Below are 15974 nucleotides of genomic sequence, written 5' to 3'. Positions count from 1 at the left end.
TTATAGCCCGATCGTAGTTTAAGAACTCACAGCTCCGGGTACCAGCGGAGAAAGCCGTTGATTCCCATTTAACAACTCCAGATTCAGTCGGTAGCCGACATTCCGTACAGTTTGAATCAGGCTCGGCTGTCGCGGGTCGATTTCGATTTTTTTACGCAGAGAGAGTACGTGAGTGTCGATCGTCCGGGGGTTATCAATCGCATCGGGCCAGGCCCTCCGCAGCAAATCCGAGCGCGAAAGCGGCACTCCTCCAGCTTGAGCCAGCACGTACAGCAAGCTAAATTCCTGGGGAGTCAGCTCAATATGTTCCTCGTACAACCTCACTCGGCGCTGCACCAAATCAATTTTCAGCAGCCCGCACTCCAGCGTCGCCGGCGGTATCATTGTGCGGTTACGGCGCATCAGAGCTTCCACCCTGGCCATAAACTCTTGCATCCCAAAGGGTTTAGTCAGGTAATCGTCTGCGCCCGCCTTCAAACCTTCAACAATATCCGATTCCGAATTCCGCGCCGACAGCATCAAAATCAGTGACTGCTGCTGCTGTTGCAGCCAGTGGCAAAATTCCAAACCGTCCCCATCCGGCAATTGGGCATCCAGAATGACTAGGGTTGGCTGGCGGCTGAAAAATATTTCCCTAGCGTGACTGATATCCGCTGACTGGTGCACCCAGTGACCGACTTGCTGTAGATGCCAGCCCAAGAGCGATCGCAGGTGCGGATTCCCTTCAACAATTGAAATACTTGCAGATTCCACAGAGGCGAGCTTCCCATATCACTAATTGCTACAAGGTTAACAGAGCTTTTGTCAAGCTTTTGTAACCATCGCTACTCAAGCATGAGCTACGTTTAAAGCAGCGGACACACCCAGGGTAGGAATTTTAAATATTGGGTTAATTTGGGAGGGTCAGCCTGCAGAAAGGTGAAATCATTCTGGCGGTAAGCTTACAATGAAAATAAGACAGTGTAAAGCCGATCGATCCCATGCCCCAACCGCCTGCTAAAAGCGATCCCCCCGACCCAGCCCCCACTCCCAGGAGGTTGACAAATCGCGCAAGTGAAACTAGAATTCCTCCAGCCGTTCGCTCGGTAGCCGGAACACTCAGCCACTTTGACCGTCAAATTCAGCCACATCCCGACTCCATTAAACGCACAGCGAATTATCAAGGTGCGCGCAAAAAGTCGAGCAACTGCATTGCAACGAGTGAAATTTTTTATGGAGGGTAGCCTGTTGAGCAGGGTAAAAACTTTTATTTAGAAATAGCCTCAAGCTGAGCCACTCAGCATCAATCGAGGCCATTCCTAAATCCCGCCGTCATTATACAAACCACAAAGGATTTCAACCTCACACCATGCTACAAGACACCCAAACAATCCGGCACTACCAGAAACTCACCGACGCCCTCGTCGAAATGTGGAATAGAGGTTATCGCTTCGATGACCTGCGGCTTTACTTAGACGGGTATTTAGCAGCCCTGCGGCATTCCAACGGTTTGGAACCCTATCTGATTCACAGACTAGAGGAAGAAGCAGCGCGTTACATTCACGACCCCTCCAATTTTGCAATGCCACAGACCCAAACTGAAGCCGACTACTATTAAATAGCAAATTCGGTTGTATAAACCCTTGATGAATTGGGAATTGGGAATTGGCAATGGGGAATTGGCAATGGGGAATTGGCAATTGTAACGGGTTCCCTGGCTCTGCCTGGGAACCAATGTCCAGATGCTCTGCCTCGCTTTCGGAGCCTAAAAATTCGAGGCATAGCCGACCGCAGTGCGTTCCCAGGCTCTGCCTGGTATAGCAATCCTAAATGAGTCGTAAATTTTTTACCCCATCCCAACCTTCCCCGAACCCGCGGGGAGGAAGTAAGAAATTCACAAATGATTTAGTCTTGCTCTAACGAATAATTAAGTAAATTAACCTAATTCAACGTAAAACGCCATTGCTGTTATTTCCCCGGCTTCTTAAAGAAGTCGGGGATATGTTTTTTCGGTCTAATTTAAGAAGCCAAAGCCACTTCTACAACTTCTTGCAATTCGCCCTTTTGATACATCTCGATCATAATATCCGAGCCACCAATAAACTCGCCGTTGATATAAACTTGGGGAATTGTCGGCCAGTTGGAATACTCTTTAACGCCTTGACGAATTTCCTGGTCGGCCAAAACATCAACAGTTTCGTAAGGTACTCCCAAAGTATTGAGAATTTGCACCACAGTATTAGAAAAACCACACTGGGGCATTAACTTATTGCCCTTCATAAATACCATGATTTTGTTTTGCTTAACCAATTCGTCAATTCTTTCATGTGCTGCTGTAGTCATGGTAGCTCCTAATATTGTTTGAAAATTTTTAAACGTTGACTGACGCAGAAACCGGGTTTTTTAGGACAATCTTTCGTTACAGCCATAGATTCCGGTTAAGAAAGCCGGTTTCTTTGGTTTGTGTGCGTAAGTGCAGCAGTTGTATTTCAAGCAACTATTGACAGAAGCACAAACTTGTGATGCCCAATTGCCGCTCAACTATTAAGCAACTTGACTTTTCGCTTCCCATTCTGCGGGAGTTAAGGTTTCCAAGCCCAAAGCGTGGATGGCTTCACTAGCCATTGCCTGTTTGAGAGCGCCGTAGACCATTTGGTGCTGCTGTACTCGGCTTTTTCCTTCAAAGGCTGCAGAGACGACTCTCGCCTGGTAGTGGTCACCGCCACCGGTCAAATCGTCAACTTGTATTTTAGCGTCAGGCAACCCTGCCTTAATCATTTCTGCTACTTGAGACGGTGTAACCATTGGTTTCTCTGATAAACGGCTGTAATTTAGATTTTAGTGGAACTATTTTTTCGATGAGCTCGGTTGACTGCTGGCAGGCCGGGGAAAGGGCGAATCCACAAAACCCAATTCCAGTAACTGCTGGTAAGCTTTCTTGCCCAAGTCGCGAGTTGGCTGCTGCGATCGAATAATCTGAATCAGCAGGGGCACCGCCAGTTCGGGCTTATTTTGCGCCCGGTGTACCAACGCCAGTCGGTAGGTAGCTTCGTCGCGCATTTGGGCTGTTTCTACAGCTTTGGTGCGGTGGCTTTCGGCCAAGCGGATGTCAATTCCGGCAAAACTGCTACCCAGTTGTTGGTAGAAGTTGGACAGTTGATTGAAAATTTGGCGGGATTCTTGGAGTTTTTGAGTAGCCAGTGCGTAATTCTGATTGGAAATAGCACTGCTGGCTTCTGTCATCAAACGCTGGCCTCCTGGGACGCTCAGCAGACTGCTGTCTTGCGTCAGAGGGCGAAGATTGTTGGGGTCTGTGGGGTCGTCGGCGGGTTCGACTTGGGGTTGGTTCTCTGGCCCAGAAGGTTGTTGTGCTTGGACTTGGAGCGGTTGCAACAGGGTAAAAGCTGCGATCGCCCCGATCGTAATCCGGGCAGTGGAGCGAAGCCAGCAAACAGTTCCAGAGTATACCATGAAATTACTTTGCGCCTGTGCGCCTTAAAAAAATATTTAGCTTGAGCCGATCTTACCATTGGCGATCGCAACCGGCTAAGTGTACACCAAATTTGTTGAAATGTCAAAGGGTGCGATCGGGAGAAAAGCTCAACACGAGTTTTCTGTGAGGTTGTTTATCTAAAAAACACTCAGCCGTCGAATAAAAATCGCCGATTGAAACCGATCCTACACAAACTTTGGTCTCTCTCGCTTGAGACTAATGGAGTTAGTAAGGTGCTGAGGACGGGCCCTACCGCTGTTAGTTACAGTTTCAAACCCCTCAGGGTGAAAACATCCCTGACAGCTTATAAATATGTTTGATAAATCTACATCAAAATTAAACAGGAATATTTCTAATGGTACAACCCAGCAAACCGACCTCCGACATTCTCCAAAATTATCAAGGTATTGGAGTTCCCGAAGAAAGTCTGGCAGTGATTTTGCAGCGCGGCGGCGACGAATTGCTGCTGTCAAAAGCGGACGATCGCTTTACAGTCCGCCCCTCATCAACAGCATCAGCCTCAAACGATTGGGCTGCAACAACTGGGGCAAAACTCAACCGCCGCGTCGGCCAAAGCAATCTCGATGAATATCTCGTTGCGCCCTCTAGCCTAGAAGCAGCAATGCAAGCAGCCCGCGCCAGCGATGCCGTAGCTTTTGCCAGCCACGTCTATTGCCCCGCGAACAATCCGAGTACATTCTTTTATTTAACCGACCAAATTACGATTCAATTTGGCGAACAAGTAGACGAACAATCGCGAAAGGCGATCGCCAATGCAGCAGCTTTAAACATAGTCCGGCCAGTGGAAGGAATTCCCAACACCTTCGTCTGCGAAGTCACAAAACAAGCAACAGAAAACCCGGTCAAAATTGCCAACCGCCTGACAAGATATCCAGAAGTTCTCGTAGCGGAACCAAACATTTTAGTAGAGACGCAGCAGCATTACACGCCCCGCGATCCGCTTTATCCCAAACAGTGGTATCTCAACAACAAAGGCGGCAACCAACTTGTCGGCGGTGCTCAAATTTATGCAGAACCAGCTTGGGACATGACTCGCGGAGTTCGATCGATCGTAATTGCCATCGCCGACGATTCAGTTGACATCACTCACCCAGATTTTCAAGGCCAAGGCAAAATCGTCTCACCCATCGATTTCAAAGACGGCGACACTTCCCCGATGCCAGTCGCAGACTCAGACAACCACGGCACAAGTTGTGCCGGCGTCGCCATTGCTGAAGAAAACGGCAAAGGCATTGTCGGCGTCGCCCCCGGCTGCGCCCTGATGCCCATCCGTACCAGTGGTTTTCTCGATGACAATTCTGTCGAAAAAATATTTAATTGGGCGATCGAAAAAGGTGCCGCCGTCATTTCTTGCAGTTGGGGGCCTGCTGCAGTTTACTATCCCCTTTCCCTGCGGCAGAGTGCCGTTATCACCAAAGCCGCCACCCAAGGGCGGGGCGGCAGAGGCTGCGTTATTCTGTTCGCTGCGGGGAATGCCAACCGCCCAGTCAACGGTACTGTTAACGAGAAAGGCTGGCCCAACAACGTCGTGGAGGGTCAAACTAGATGGCTAAACGGATTTGCCGTTCACCCCGACGTAATTGCCGTCAGCGCTTCCACTTCCCTCAACAAAAAAGCAGCCTACAGCAATTGGGGCAGCAGCATCTCGGTTTGCGCCCCCAGCAACAACGCACCGCCGGGAACCTGGCTGCCCGAAACCGGATTTATCGGCACGCCGCCGGAGGTGACGCAGTATTTGCCCGGTTTGGGGGTGTTTACTGCCGATCGAGTGGGCGATCGGGGCTACGACTGGGGGGACTATACGGATACTTTTGGCGGTACTTCCAGCGCCACTCCAGTAGTCGCTGGGGTTGCAGGGCTGATACTTTCGGCTAACCCCCGTTTGACGGCGCGGGAAGTGCGGGGAATTCTCGAACAAACTGCTGAAAAAATTGTCGATCCCGATCCCGATCCCCAGTTGGGCAATCGCCTGGGAAATTACGATCCAAACAACGGCCGCAGCGATTGGTTTGGTTACGGGAAAGTGAATGCTTTTAAAGCTGTGCAAGCTGCGGTGAGAAAGGGCGGCGGCAATCCGAATATCGGCGGTGCGGTGTTCAGCGATATTTCTGGACATTGGGCACAGAAGTTTATTGAAGCTTTGGCTGCGGCGAATATAATTAGCGGTTTTCCTGACGGTTCTTTTCGGCCGGATGACAGTTTAAATCGTGCTCAATATGCGGCGCTGTTGGTGAGTGCGTTTAGTCCGATTCCGAGGGTGCCGGCTACAAATTTTATTGATGTTTCTGCTACTTTTTGGGCGAGAAGTGCGATCGAACGGGCAAATCGGGGGGGGTTTTTGGCGGGGTTTCCGGGGTTGAAGTTCGGCCCGAATCAGAATTTGACTAAGGCTGACGCGATCGTGTCTTTGGTTAACGGTTTGGAACTCAAGGGCGGCAATCCTGATTCTTTGAAAGTTTACAACGATCGTTCTCAAATTCCTAATTATGCTTTAAGTGCGATCGCCACAGCAACTGCTTTGAAGATTGTGGTTAATTATCCTTCCCGCGATTGGCTTTCGCCGCAGCGGGATATTACACGCGCTGAGATTTCGGCTTTGATTTACCAGACTTTGGTGGCGATTAATCGGGCAAAGCCGATCGATTCTCCTTACATTGTCTAGCTAAGAACAGAAAACTGGTTCGATCGTTCGGACTTCAGTCCTCATAAAATCTGAGGACTGAAGCCGCTATAATTCGCGGCGAGTCAAACCACTTTTTGCGTAAGTCCTGACAAAAAGATCGCTTTTTTGATGATAGCTTTACATATCGAGTTACTTTCCCGGAAATCCCGGGTTTCAGACTGCGAATTAAAAACAGTCGGGACTATTGCAATAAGATGAGTTACATCTGCGGAATATGAGCCAAAACTGCGCGTAGTGAATCAGAGATATTCGGTAAGCCGATTGTCAAGGTGAATTAATTTTTGTAAAGGTTTGTGCAAATCGCGAACATGATTGTGGAACAGACCTATATAATAACCAAGTCACCCGTCAAGCCCAGACTTTTGCTCGAAATCATTAATTAATAGACTCTTTTCACTCATTTTGAAAATAGCCAAAAGTTTTGCGTTCGGATCTTCAAGATGCCTCTTTTGACTGAACCTACCTTGTAAAAAGGAAAAACTCAAATGCCAAAAAGATCGTTGGAACTCTTCGGCGATGGTCGCGTATACGAAATCGAAGACGACCTAGCTATTAAAGTTACGGAGACTAATGGGCAAGTAAAAGCATTAATTGATGCTTTAAGCTTCAGTGTGGCTAAAACATATCATATTCATCCTCCAGACGAACAACCTCCTGATGTGGTAGAACGCAGAGGTTCAAAGCATATCAATCAAGAAGGTTTCAAGCTTCTCACTACCTTTGAAGGATGTGAACTCACTGCTTATGATGATGGCGGTGGAGTTTGGACAATTGGTTACGGACACACTGGCGATGATGTTTATCCAGGACTTACTATTAGCCAAACGCAAGCAGAAGAATTGCTGAGGGAAGATTTAGAAAAGTTTGAATCCTATGTTGAGGATGCCGTTGAAGTTGAGATCGATGACAACCAGTTTTCTGCACTGGTTTGCTTCTGTTTCAACGTAGGGCCAGGAACAGAAGGTTTTGGAGGTTCAACTCTTCTGAAGTTGTTGAACGACGGAGATTATCAAGGAGCAGCCGATCAGTTTCCTGTGTGGAATAAGGTCAATGGTGAACCCTGGCCAGGGCTGACACGCAGGCGCTTGGCCGAGCAAGCTCTGTTTTTAGGAATGCCTGCTGTTCGGGTTCTCACACTTACCGAGCCAATAATGCAAGGTGAGGATGTGCGTCAAGTGCAAGAAGCGCTGATCGCGGCAGGAATAAATGTTTCAGCAGATGGCGTTTTTGGTAAAGACACCGATCGTGCTGTGCGACAGTTTCAACAGCAAAAAGGGCTAACGGCGGATGGTGTTGTCGGTGTCCAAACACGCAAAGAATTGGGACTATAAAATTGATTGTGTAACGAATTACACTGACACAATCAAGTAATTTTCACAAGCTATGTGGAGGTAAGGTGCGGTGTGCCTCGCCTACGGATAGAGTTTATGAATCTACGACTGACCAAATTCAAATTGATTGGATAAAACCATGACTAACTCAAGCGACATTCTATTTAATCAACCTGTAATTATCGAAGCCTGTGAAGAATTTGTCCAACGGGATATGTTGGAACTTAGAGGCAGTTTCCCGGGATTGCTCCAAGATGCCCCCATGTCTTCGACTGCGGTGGTCAATGGCTTATCTCAACAGTTGATTTATCAACTGCAACTGATGATGCCAGATGCCTTTGTCAGTTTTGATGACCTTAATGTAGACTTGCTGGAGGCAGCTTTTCCCTACGTACAAACCCCGGCAAAAGAGGCACTTCAGAGAGCCATTCAAGATCGAGGTCAAACGATGCAGGTGAACTCTGCTTACCGCACGATCGCCCAGCAAATGTTATTGTATAACGATCGCTTCAACAACTCCAATCCTGTAGCGCCACCAGGCACCAGCAATCACCAAACAGGGCTAGCGATCGACATTGAAGATGCCAGAGGCTGGGAATCTTATTTGATGCAATATGGCTGGCATCCATTACCGGGCGATCCGCCTCACTTCGACTACATAGGCGACGGGACGATCGATCTTCGCAGTAACTCAATACTCGCATTTCAGCAGCTTTGGAATCAGAACAACCCGGATGCAAAGATTAGCGAGGATGGTGGCTTTGGCCCCCAAACCGAGGATGCACTTAATCGATCGCCTGCTCCAGGGTTTGCTAAAGCGCCGTGGGATGACAAGCCCAGAACGTTGCGCTTGGCGATGCCCAGAATGGAAGGCTCAGATGTAATCAAGCTTCAGGAAGGCTTGAAAAAGGCTGGCGTTGAAGTTGGGGTTGATGGTGAATTTGGGCCGGCAACAGACACAGCCGTCAAGGAATTTCAGCAGAAAAAAGGTTTGAAGCCCGACGGAATAGTCGCTCTCAAAACCCGCGAACAAATGGCTTGAGGTGTTAGCGCGATCGAGTTCACCAAAGCTGGAACAGAACTTCCTCCGCCTTCGGTGGAAGTTCCGTTTATAGCTCAGCTTGTGGGTTTGGGCAGGTTTTGCTTCCAAGTGTCACAAATTGCAGTAGCGCTATAATTGGCAATCTTTTTGATAATCAACGTAGCGAGAAGAGTAGCAATAGCAGGAGCAAGTCCGAGTCCAGAGATTAGAACAGGAGTTAACATCCCAGCAGCTTTAGTGTAATTCTGGCCGATCGCTTCATCCAGGATTTTCTGAGTCTGCGGATCGTTTCCGAGGGGTTTGCACATCAGCTCGTAAACTAAGGGGTTTACGCGATCGAACAACCGCTGGCCAGTTTCTAGGAGCCTGAGATCGATCGATGCTCTAGCCGCCACATTCACATCAATAGAATCCAGGGAAGCTGGGTCTATCCCTCTGGTTCCAAGTCCAGCCGCATCATCCCCTATGGCTTGAGCGCGATCGCCAATTTGTGCTGCTAGCTGATCCTCATCAAGTTCCCACAAACTTTCTACAAGAAGTTCAATTTCTGCCATGATTGCTTGTCTCCCGACTATGGTTAACTAGAATATTGCTGATTATCCTTTACCTGCGAAGCTGATGAGTGAAAACCCGTCAATATAGCTTAACGAATGCCTAGCTACACATCTGCAATCTTAACCATTCTTTAAAAAAGTGCGATCGACCCATCAAACTGCTGCTAAGTATTTAACATTTAAATCGCCAAAAAGTTACTATCGAACCGGAAATAAAGCAAACACAGTTAAATTTGTCGCACAATCAAGCACATCAATCTCACAGTCATAAAAGCTGTACATTCTGTCACACTGTAAAGTTACTTAACGCGCAGCAAAGATTTTATTGCCAGCTTGGTATACTAAGACTGAATCGTATAGAAATACAAAGACCTTTATCAGTTTAAGTAAAAGAACTCTCCTTAAGCAAACAGAAGTAAAAGCTCCAGAAAACCCGAGCAATTCCCGAGTTCATGACTAACAACAACCCAGTCAAAACAATTTTAATTCTGGCAGCCAATCCCACCAATACCGTTCCCCTGCGATTGGAGCAAGAGATCCGGGAAATTGACGAAGGATTGCGACGGGCAAATAAACGAGAACAGTATAAATTAGAACAAAAATGGGCCGTGCGTTCCCGTGATTTTTACCGAGCTATTTTAGATTATCAACCCAACATAGTCCACTTTTGCGGACATGGTGCTGGAGCAGAGGGAATTGTCCTAGAAGACGATACCGGAAAAATGGCGCTCGTGCAGACAAACGCCCTAGCTAGTATGTTTAAATTGTTTGCCCAGAAAGGTGTAGATTGTGTAATTCTCAATGCTTGTTATTCCGAAGTACAGGCAAAGGCAATTAGCCAATACGTTAATTATGTCATTGGCATGAATCGAGCCGTGGGAGATCGAGCAGCTCTTGCCTTTGCTGTAGGGTTTTATGATGCGATCGCTGCTGGATATACGCTCGAAGAAGGCTACGACTTAGGTTGCTCGCAGATGATGAGCTTCCGAGAGCAGGAAACTCCAGTTCTCAAGAAAAAGAATTTAATTGATTCTCCGATTGCTCAGGGTGTAATTGTTGTTGAAGATGTGATTCCGCCCAATCCTTACCAAGGATTATCTGCCTTTGGCGAAGAAGATGCCGACTTCTTTTTCGGACAGGAAAAATTTGTCAGTAATTTAGTAGAAGTAACGCACAAACAACCGTTGGTAGCAGTGGTTGGGCCAAGCGGCAGCGGTAAATCTTCTGTGGTGTATGCGGGATTAATTCCCAAATTGCGAAAAGAGGGAAACTGGTTAATTGCATCTTTCCGTCCGGGCAAAGAACCGTTTGTGCAGTTAGCTTTTGCCTTAGTGCGGCAATTAGAACCAGCAGCAGGTGAAACTCAACAACTGCGGGAAACAATGGGGCTAGCAGGTGATTTGCGAAACGGTAGAATCACTTTGCAGCAACTGGTATCTTGCATTTTAGAGCGCAACCCAGGTAAACGGTTGTTGTTAGTTGCAGACCAATTTGAGGAACTGTACACTTTTTCTCAGCTAAAAAAAGAACCGGAACATTTTGCTGATGGTTTACTAACGGCTATTGCACAAGAAAATATTACATTAGTTTTGGCTTTACGGGCGGACTTTTACGGTTATGCCCTTTCTTATCGTCCGTTGCGGGATGCGTTCCAGGAGTATACACCACAGTTACTCAGTTCTATGAAAAGGGAGGAATTACAGGCAGCAATTGAATTACCTGCCCAAAAGCTGGAAGTAGAATTTGAGGCACAATTAACCCAACGCATTCTTGATGATGTGGAGGAAGAACCGGGAAATTTGCCATTATTAGAATTTGCCGTAACTCGGTTATGGGAAAAGCAAATAAACCGAGAATTAACTCACCAAGCTTATGAAGAAATTGGCGGGGTGAAAAAAGCCATTGCCAATCATGCCGAACAGGTTTATCAAAAACTGAGTGAAACCGAGAAAAAACAGGCACAGCGAATATTTGTGCAATTAGTGCGTCCGGGGGAAGGAACGGAGGATACCAGGCGCGTTGCTAGCCGTGCGGAAGTGGGGGAAGATAACTGGAATTTGGTCAGTTATTTAGCGGGATATCAAGCGCGTTTGGTAGTGACGGGACGGCAAGAACAGGAAGATACCGTAGAATTGGTGCATGAAACCCTAATTCGGCAATGGGGAACTCTCCGCGAGTGGATAAATGCTAACCGTCAGTTTCGGACTTGGCAAGAACGGCTGAAGGTGGCCCTGCGGGAGTGGAAAAATGATAACCATGACTCTGGGGCAATGTTGCGGGGTGTGCCGTTGACTGTGGCGGAAGATTGGTTGCGTCAACGTGCCGATGAAATGACCCAGGAAGAACGAGATTTTATTGAGGTTAGTGTTAAAGAACGGGATAGGGAGAGACAAAAGGAGCAACGCAGGCGGCGACTGACAATTATTGGGCTAAGTGGCTTTTCGGCGATCGCGTTGGCTTTAGCAGGGTTAGCTGGTGTTGGTTGGTGGCGTGCTGCTATCAATCAAATTTATTCTCTGGCTCAATATTCCGACGGGCTTTTAAATTTAGATGGGACGAAAGCTCTCAAAACAAGTTTAAAAGCGGTTGTGCAAATGCGACGTACACCTTGGGTAGATGCTAATACCCACACCTACGTAGAATTGTCATTATTAAATACAGTTTCTAATGTGGCAGCACCAAACACTTTGGGCGGCCATACAGAAAGGGTTTCGGCTATCAGTTTCAGCCCCAATGGCAAGCTGCTGGCCACTGCCAGTAGTGACCACACCGTGAAACTGTGGGATACCTCCACTGGCCAGCAAATTCACACCCTCAGCGGCCATACAGACTCGGTTAATGCTGTCCGTTTCAGCCCCAATGGCAAGCTGCTGGCCACTGCCAGTGATGACAAGACAGTGAAACTGTGGGATACCACCACCGGCAAGCAAATTAACACCCTCAGCGGGCATACAGCCTCGGTTTATCTTGTCAGTTTCAGCCCCAATGGCAAGTTGCTGGCCACTGGCGGTGGTGACAACACCGTGAAACTGTGGGATACCTCCACCGGCAAGCAAATTAACACCCTCAGCGGACATAAAGACGGAGTTAATGATTTCAGTTTCAGCCCCAATGGCAAGCTGGTGGCTACTGGCAGTAGTGACAACACCGTGAAACTGTGGGATACCTCCACCGGCAAGCAAATTAACACCCTCAGCGGGCATACAGAGTTGGTTGATGTTGTCAGTTTCAGCCCCGATGGCAAGCGGCTGGCTACTGGCAGTTGGGATAAGACAGTGAAACTGTGGGATACTTCCACGGGCAAAGAAATTAAAACCCTCAGCGGGCATACAGACTGGGTTAATGTTGTCAGTTTCAGCCCCGATGGCAAGCGGCTGGCGACTGCCAGTAGTGACAAGACAGTGAAACTGTGGGATACCTCCACGGGCAAGCAAATTAACACTCTCAGCGGGCATAAAGACGGGGTTTGGGCTGTCAGTTTCAGCCCCAATGGCAAGCTGCTCGCCACTGGTGATGACAAGACAGTGAAACTGTGGGATACCTCCACCGGCAAGCAAATTAACACCCTCAGCGGGCATACAGAGTTGGTTAGGGCTGTCAGTTTCAGCCCCGATGGCAAGCTGCTGGCTACTGCCAGTGATGACAAGACAGTGAAACTGTGGGATACCTCCACTGGCAAGCAAATTAACACCCTCAGCGGGCATACAGAGTTGATTAGGGTGGTCAGTTTCACCCCCAATGGCAAGCTGCTCGCCACTGCCAGTAGTGACAAGACAGTGAAACTGTGGGATACCTCCACCAGCAAGCAAATCAAAACCCTCAGCGGGCATAAAGACTCGGTTAGGGCTGTCAGTTTCAGCCCCAATGGCAAGCTGCTGGCTACTGGCAGTATTGACAAGACAGTGAAACTGTGGGATACCTCCACCGGCAAGCAAATTAAAACCCTCAGCGGGCATACAGACTCGGTTAGGGCTGTCAGTTTCAGCCCCAATGGCAAGCTGCTGGCTACTGGCAGTATTGACAAGACAGTGAAACTGTGGGATACCTCCACCGGCAAGCAAATTAACACCCTCAGCGGGCATAAAGACGGGGTTTGGGCTGTCAGTTTCAGCCCCGATGGCAAGCTGCTGGTCGCTGCCATTAGTGACAAGACAGTGAAACTGTGGGATACCTCCATCGGCAAGCAAATTAAAACCCTCAGCGGGCATAAAGACGGGGTTTGGGCTGTCAGTTTCAGCCCCGATGGCAAGCTGCTGGCTACTGGCAGTTGGGATAAGACAGTGAAACTGTGGGATACCTCCACCGGCAAGGAAATCAAAACTCTCAGCGGGCATACAGACTCGGTTATGGCTGTCAGTTTCAGCCCCGATGGCAAGCTGCTGGCGACTGGCAGTAGTGATAAGACTGTGAGACTGTGGGATACCTCCAGCGGCAAAGAAATTAAAACCCTCAGCGGGCATACAGCCAGGGTTTGGGCTGTCAGTTTCAGCCCCGATGGCAAGCTGCTGGCGACTGGCAATCAGGACAAGACAGTGAGACTGTGGCGGTTAGATTTTGGTTATTTAGTTAAGGAAGGATGCAATTTCATAGACAATTACCTTATACCTAATCCTAATGATGAAGATGCCCTGGAAATTGACAAAGATTTATGCAATAAGCTTTGATAATTTTAGATTGAAAACTGCATAAAAAACTTCTACTTCACTCGCATATAAAAATCAAACTTTTCCCACACCCTTACGCCCCAACAACCATGACAAACCAAACCCCCAACTTCTACGCCCTCCTCATCGGCATCAATTTCTACTTCCCCCATCGCTTACCAGAAGGTAACTACTACAAAAACTTGCGAGGATGCGTTCAAGATATCAACCACGTCGAAACCTATTTAAAAGACACCTTCAACCTCACACCCGACCAAATTATTAAACTCACCGCCACTGCTTCCGACAATCCCAACCAACCCCAAGAACCCCCGGAAGTCCTACCAACTTATGAAAATATCGTCGCCAAATTCAAAGAACTAACCGCCAAAGCCCAACCTCAAGACCGAGTCTATATTCACTACTCCGGTCACGGCGGACGGGCGAAAACAATTTTTGAAAGCCTCAAGGGTTCTATGGGTTTAGATGAAGCCTTAGTTCCCTGCGATATCGGTCAACCAAACTCACGCTATTTGCGCGACTTGGAATTGGCTAAACTGCTTGAAGAAATGGTCGAAAAAGAGTTAGTTGTAACGCTGGTACTCGATAGCTGTCATTCCGGTGGCGCAACCAGAGAAATGAGCGGAGATGACCGGATTCGCGGTGAAGGTTTTATTGATATGACTCTTCGACCTACAGATAGTTGGGTTGCACCGCTTCAGGAATTAGCACAAAGTTGGCAAACTTCAACAGGAAATAGCCGCAATATTACCGTCGTCAATGGTTTGTTACCCGAACCGAAAGGTTATACCTTAATAGCAGCTTGTCGGGATCAGGAATTCGCTTATGAAAAGGTTTTTGAAGGGACGGAACGCAACGGCGCTTTAACTTATTATTTACTAAAAGCTTTGCGAAAACACGGGATCGATATTCCTGTTAAATACTTGTACGATCATATTTCTAATCTAGTTTATAATGACTTTAAACGACAAACACCGCTGTTGATTGGCGAGACTGATCGCACTTTTTTGGGCGGTCAATCTGTCGTTACTAGCCTTAACGCTCCGGTGATGAAGGTAGATATTCCCAAAAACCGAGTCCAATTGCAAATGGGTGAAGCTAGCGGCCTTAAAAAAGGGGCAGAATTCGATATTTTTCGATTCGGGACGCGGAATTTTGAGGATAGTGAAAATCGCATTGCTACAGTTAAAGTAGTAGAATTGGGAGCATCCGACTGTTGGACCGAAGTAACACAGCTATTTGGTTTCAGAACAATCAATCATAAATTAGCAGAAGGAATGATTGAAATTGGTTCCCCTGCTGTCTATTTGAGTCCAGGGTTGAAACAAATTCGGAAAGTTCGGGTTATTCTGCCTGACCCGTTACCGCAAATTTCTGGTGTAAATGTGGAAATGCTCCCAGATATCCTCAAAGCAAAAAAAGAGCAAGTTGAAGGTCATCGCTGGATAGAATTCTGTTCGGAAGCAGAGAAAGATGAGAATGTGGATTATTTTGTTTCCCTGAATTCAGAAGGGGAATATTGGATTTTGGATGCGAATAAAGAACCCATCAAAAATCTTCTGTTTCCGCTCAAAGTTGATGAACCTAAAGCTAGCGAAAATCTCATTAATCGATTAATTCATATTGCTAGGTATGAAAGTATCTTGGAACTGGATAATGAGGATGCTTTTGCTCCTTTGAATGGCAAAATTAAGGTGGAAGTAATTAAATCAGTAAAACGGCAAGAGGTAGTTTTGAAGGCGGATGGTCAGGTGCCAGTGTTAGAAGAAGGTGAACGGGTTGTAGTGCGAATCCACAATGAATCTAAGCGAGTTTTAAATATTTCGGCTTTGATTCTCCAGGCAGATTTAAGTATTGTCAAGTTCTATCCTGAAGGTATTACTTATGAACCTGTAGATCCCGGCTCATTCAAAGAAACTAAGTTTGACATGGAATTACCCGAAAATTATCAGGAAGGGGTAGATGTCATTAAAGTATTTGCGACGGTGGACGCAACGAATTTTCAATTGTTGGAGTTGCCAGCGTTAGACCAATCTCGGAAAGGATTTGGCAATCAAGAACCTCAGAATGCTTTAGAACAATTATTGGCGGCGGTTGTGGATGAAGATAACCCGCAGCGAAATATTAGGGTTGTGACTGATGCCAGTGAGGAATGGACGACAGAAAAGGTGGAAGTGGTGGTGAAAAAAATGTAGTGCGCGCATTTT

Annotated in this window: 12 protein-coding genes; 7 read left to right on the top strand and 5 right to left on the bottom strand. The window is 47.4% G+C overall.

The genetic code is table 11. The features are described 5' to 3' along the window. Positions 1–18: 18 nt before the first annotated feature. Complete coding sequence (locus tag QUA57_RS19760) at positions 19–753, bottom strand: response regulator transcription factor (protein ID WP_333063182.1); 735 nt, start codon at positions 751–753, stop codon at positions 19–21. Between the two features lie 227 nt (positions 754–980). On the opposite strand from QUA57_RS19760, the gene QUA57_RS19755 reads away from it, so the two are divergent. Continuing rightward, positions 981–1223: a hypothetical protein gene (locus QUA57_RS19755; protein ID WP_333063181.1), complete on the top strand. Its 243-nt coding sequence runs from the start codon at positions 981–983 to the stop codon at positions 1221–1223. A 125-nt stretch (positions 1224–1348) separates the two neighbouring features. After that, entirely contained in the window at positions 1349–1597 is a 249-nt protein-coding gene (locus tag QUA57_RS19750; RefSeq protein WP_006634037.1) for a DUF6761 family protein, read from the top strand. A 401-nt stretch (positions 1598–1998) separates the two neighbouring features. Here the strand turns inward: QUA57_RS19750 and grxD are convergent, their stop codons facing one another. The 3 genes from grxD to QUA57_RS19735 all read right to left on the bottom strand — a co-directional run bounded on the left by grxD (position 1999) and on the right by QUA57_RS19735 (position 3450). Next, positions 1999–2322, bottom strand: a complete 324-nt coding sequence (gene grxD, locus QUA57_RS19745) for a Grx4 family monothiol glutaredoxin (protein WP_333042762.1) — start codon at positions 2320–2322, stop codon at positions 1999–2001. 201 nt (positions 2323–2523) lie between these two features. Continuing rightward, a complete protein-coding gene (locus QUA57_RS19740; protein ID WP_333042760.1) occupies positions 2524–2784 on the bottom strand; it encodes a BolA family transcriptional regulator in 261 nt (86 codons plus the stop codon). Between the two features lie 42 nt (positions 2785–2826). After that, the gene (locus QUA57_RS19735) at positions 2827–3450 is read right to left on the bottom strand and encodes a hypothetical protein (RefSeq protein ID WP_333063180.1); all 624 of its coding nucleotides are present in this window, start codon (positions 3448–3450) and stop codon (positions 2827–2829) included. A 377-nt stretch (positions 3451–3827) separates the two neighbouring features. Here QUA57_RS19735 and QUA57_RS19730 point away from each other — a divergent pair, with 377 nt between their 5' ends. From QUA57_RS19730 to QUA57_RS19720, 3 genes are all read left to right on the top strand, one after another. Next, positions 3828–6155 carry a S8 family serine peptidase gene (locus tag QUA57_RS19730; RefSeq protein ID WP_333063179.1) on the top strand — a complete coding sequence of 776 codons (2328 nt, stop codon included), beginning with the start codon at positions 3828–3830 and terminating at the stop codon, positions 6153–6155. Positions 6156–6661: 506 nt separating this feature from the next. Then, a complete protein-coding gene (locus tag QUA57_RS19725; RefSeq protein ID WP_333063178.1) occupies positions 6662–7507 on the top strand; it encodes a glycoside hydrolase family protein in 846 nt (281 codons plus the stop codon). Between the two features lie 139 nt (positions 7508–7646). Next, entirely contained in the window at positions 7647–8549 is a 903-nt protein-coding gene (locus QUA57_RS19720) for a peptidoglycan-binding protein (protein ID WP_333063177.1), read from the top strand. Between the two features lie 74 nt (positions 8550–8623). On the opposite strand, the gene QUA57_RS19715 is transcribed toward QUA57_RS19720, so the two are convergent. After that, positions 8624–9103 (bottom strand): hypothetical protein, encoded by a 480-nt coding sequence (locus tag QUA57_RS19715; RefSeq protein WP_333063176.1) that lies wholly within the window; start codon positions 9101–9103, stop codon positions 8624–8626. Between the two features lie 452 nt (positions 9104–9555). Here QUA57_RS19715 and QUA57_RS19710 point away from each other — a divergent pair, with 452 nt between their 5' ends. Together QUA57_RS19710 and QUA57_RS19705 are read left to right on the top strand one after the other, a co-directional pair. After that, positions 9556–13767 (top strand): nSTAND1 domain-containing NTPase, encoded by a 4212-nt coding sequence (locus tag QUA57_RS19710; protein ID WP_333251275.1) that lies wholly within the window; start codon positions 9556–9558, stop codon positions 13765–13767. Positions 13768–13856: 89 nt separating this feature from the next. Continuing rightward, positions 13857–15962: a caspase family protein gene (locus tag QUA57_RS19705; protein ID WP_333063174.1), complete on the top strand. Its 2106-nt coding sequence runs from the start codon at positions 13857–13859 to the stop codon at positions 15960–15962. Positions 15963–15974: the final 12 nt, after the last annotated feature.

Source organism: Microcoleus sp. Pol7_B2, assembly GCF_036701035.1.
Classification (GTDB): domain Bacteria; phylum Cyanobacteriota; class Cyanobacteriia; order Cyanobacteriales; family Microcoleaceae; genus Microcoleus.
This window is presented reverse-complemented; position numbering and strand designations above follow the sequence as displayed.

Bases quoted from the DNA above. Each gene is read 5' to 3' on its own strand.
- QUA57_RS19755 (WP_333063181.1), top strand. From the start codon at position 981: ATGCCCCAACCGCCTGCTAAAAGCGATCCCCCCGACCCAGCCCCCACT.
- QUA57_RS19750 (WP_006634037.1), top strand. From the start codon at position 1,349: ATGCTACAAGACACCCAAACAATCCGGCACTACCAGAAACTCACCGAC.
- grxD (WP_333042762.1), bottom strand. From the start codon at position 2,322: ATGACTACAGCAGCACATGAAAGAATTGACGAATTGGTTAAGCAAAAC.
- QUA57_RS19740 (WP_333042760.1), bottom strand. From the start codon at position 2,784: ATGGTTACACCGTCTCAAGTAGCAGAAATGATTAAGGCAGGGTTGCCT.
- QUA57_RS19735 (WP_333063180.1), bottom strand. From the start codon at position 3,450: ATGGTATACTCTGGAACTGTTTGCTGGCTTCGCTCCACTGCCCGGATT.
- QUA57_RS19730 (WP_333063179.1), top strand. From the start codon at position 3,828: ATGGTACAACCCAGCAAACCGACCTCCGACATTCTCCAAAATTATCAA.
- QUA57_RS19725 (WP_333063178.1), top strand. From the start codon at position 6,662: ATGCCAAAAAGATCGTTGGAACTCTTCGGCGATGGTCGCGTATACGAA.
- QUA57_RS19720 (WP_333063177.1), top strand. From the start codon at position 7,647: ATGACTAACTCAAGCGACATTCTATTTAATCAACCTGTAATTATCGAA.
- QUA57_RS19715 (WP_333063176.1), bottom strand. From the start codon at position 9,103: ATGGCAGAAATTGAACTTCTTGTAGAAAGTTTGTGGGAACTTGATGAG.
- QUA57_RS19710 (WP_333251275.1), top strand. From the start codon at position 9,556: ATGACTAACAACAACCCAGTCAAAACAATTTTAATTCTGGCAGCCAAT.
- QUA57_RS19705 (WP_333063174.1), top strand. From the start codon at position 13,857: ATGACAAACCAAACCCCCAACTTCTACGCCCTCCTCATCGGCATCAAT.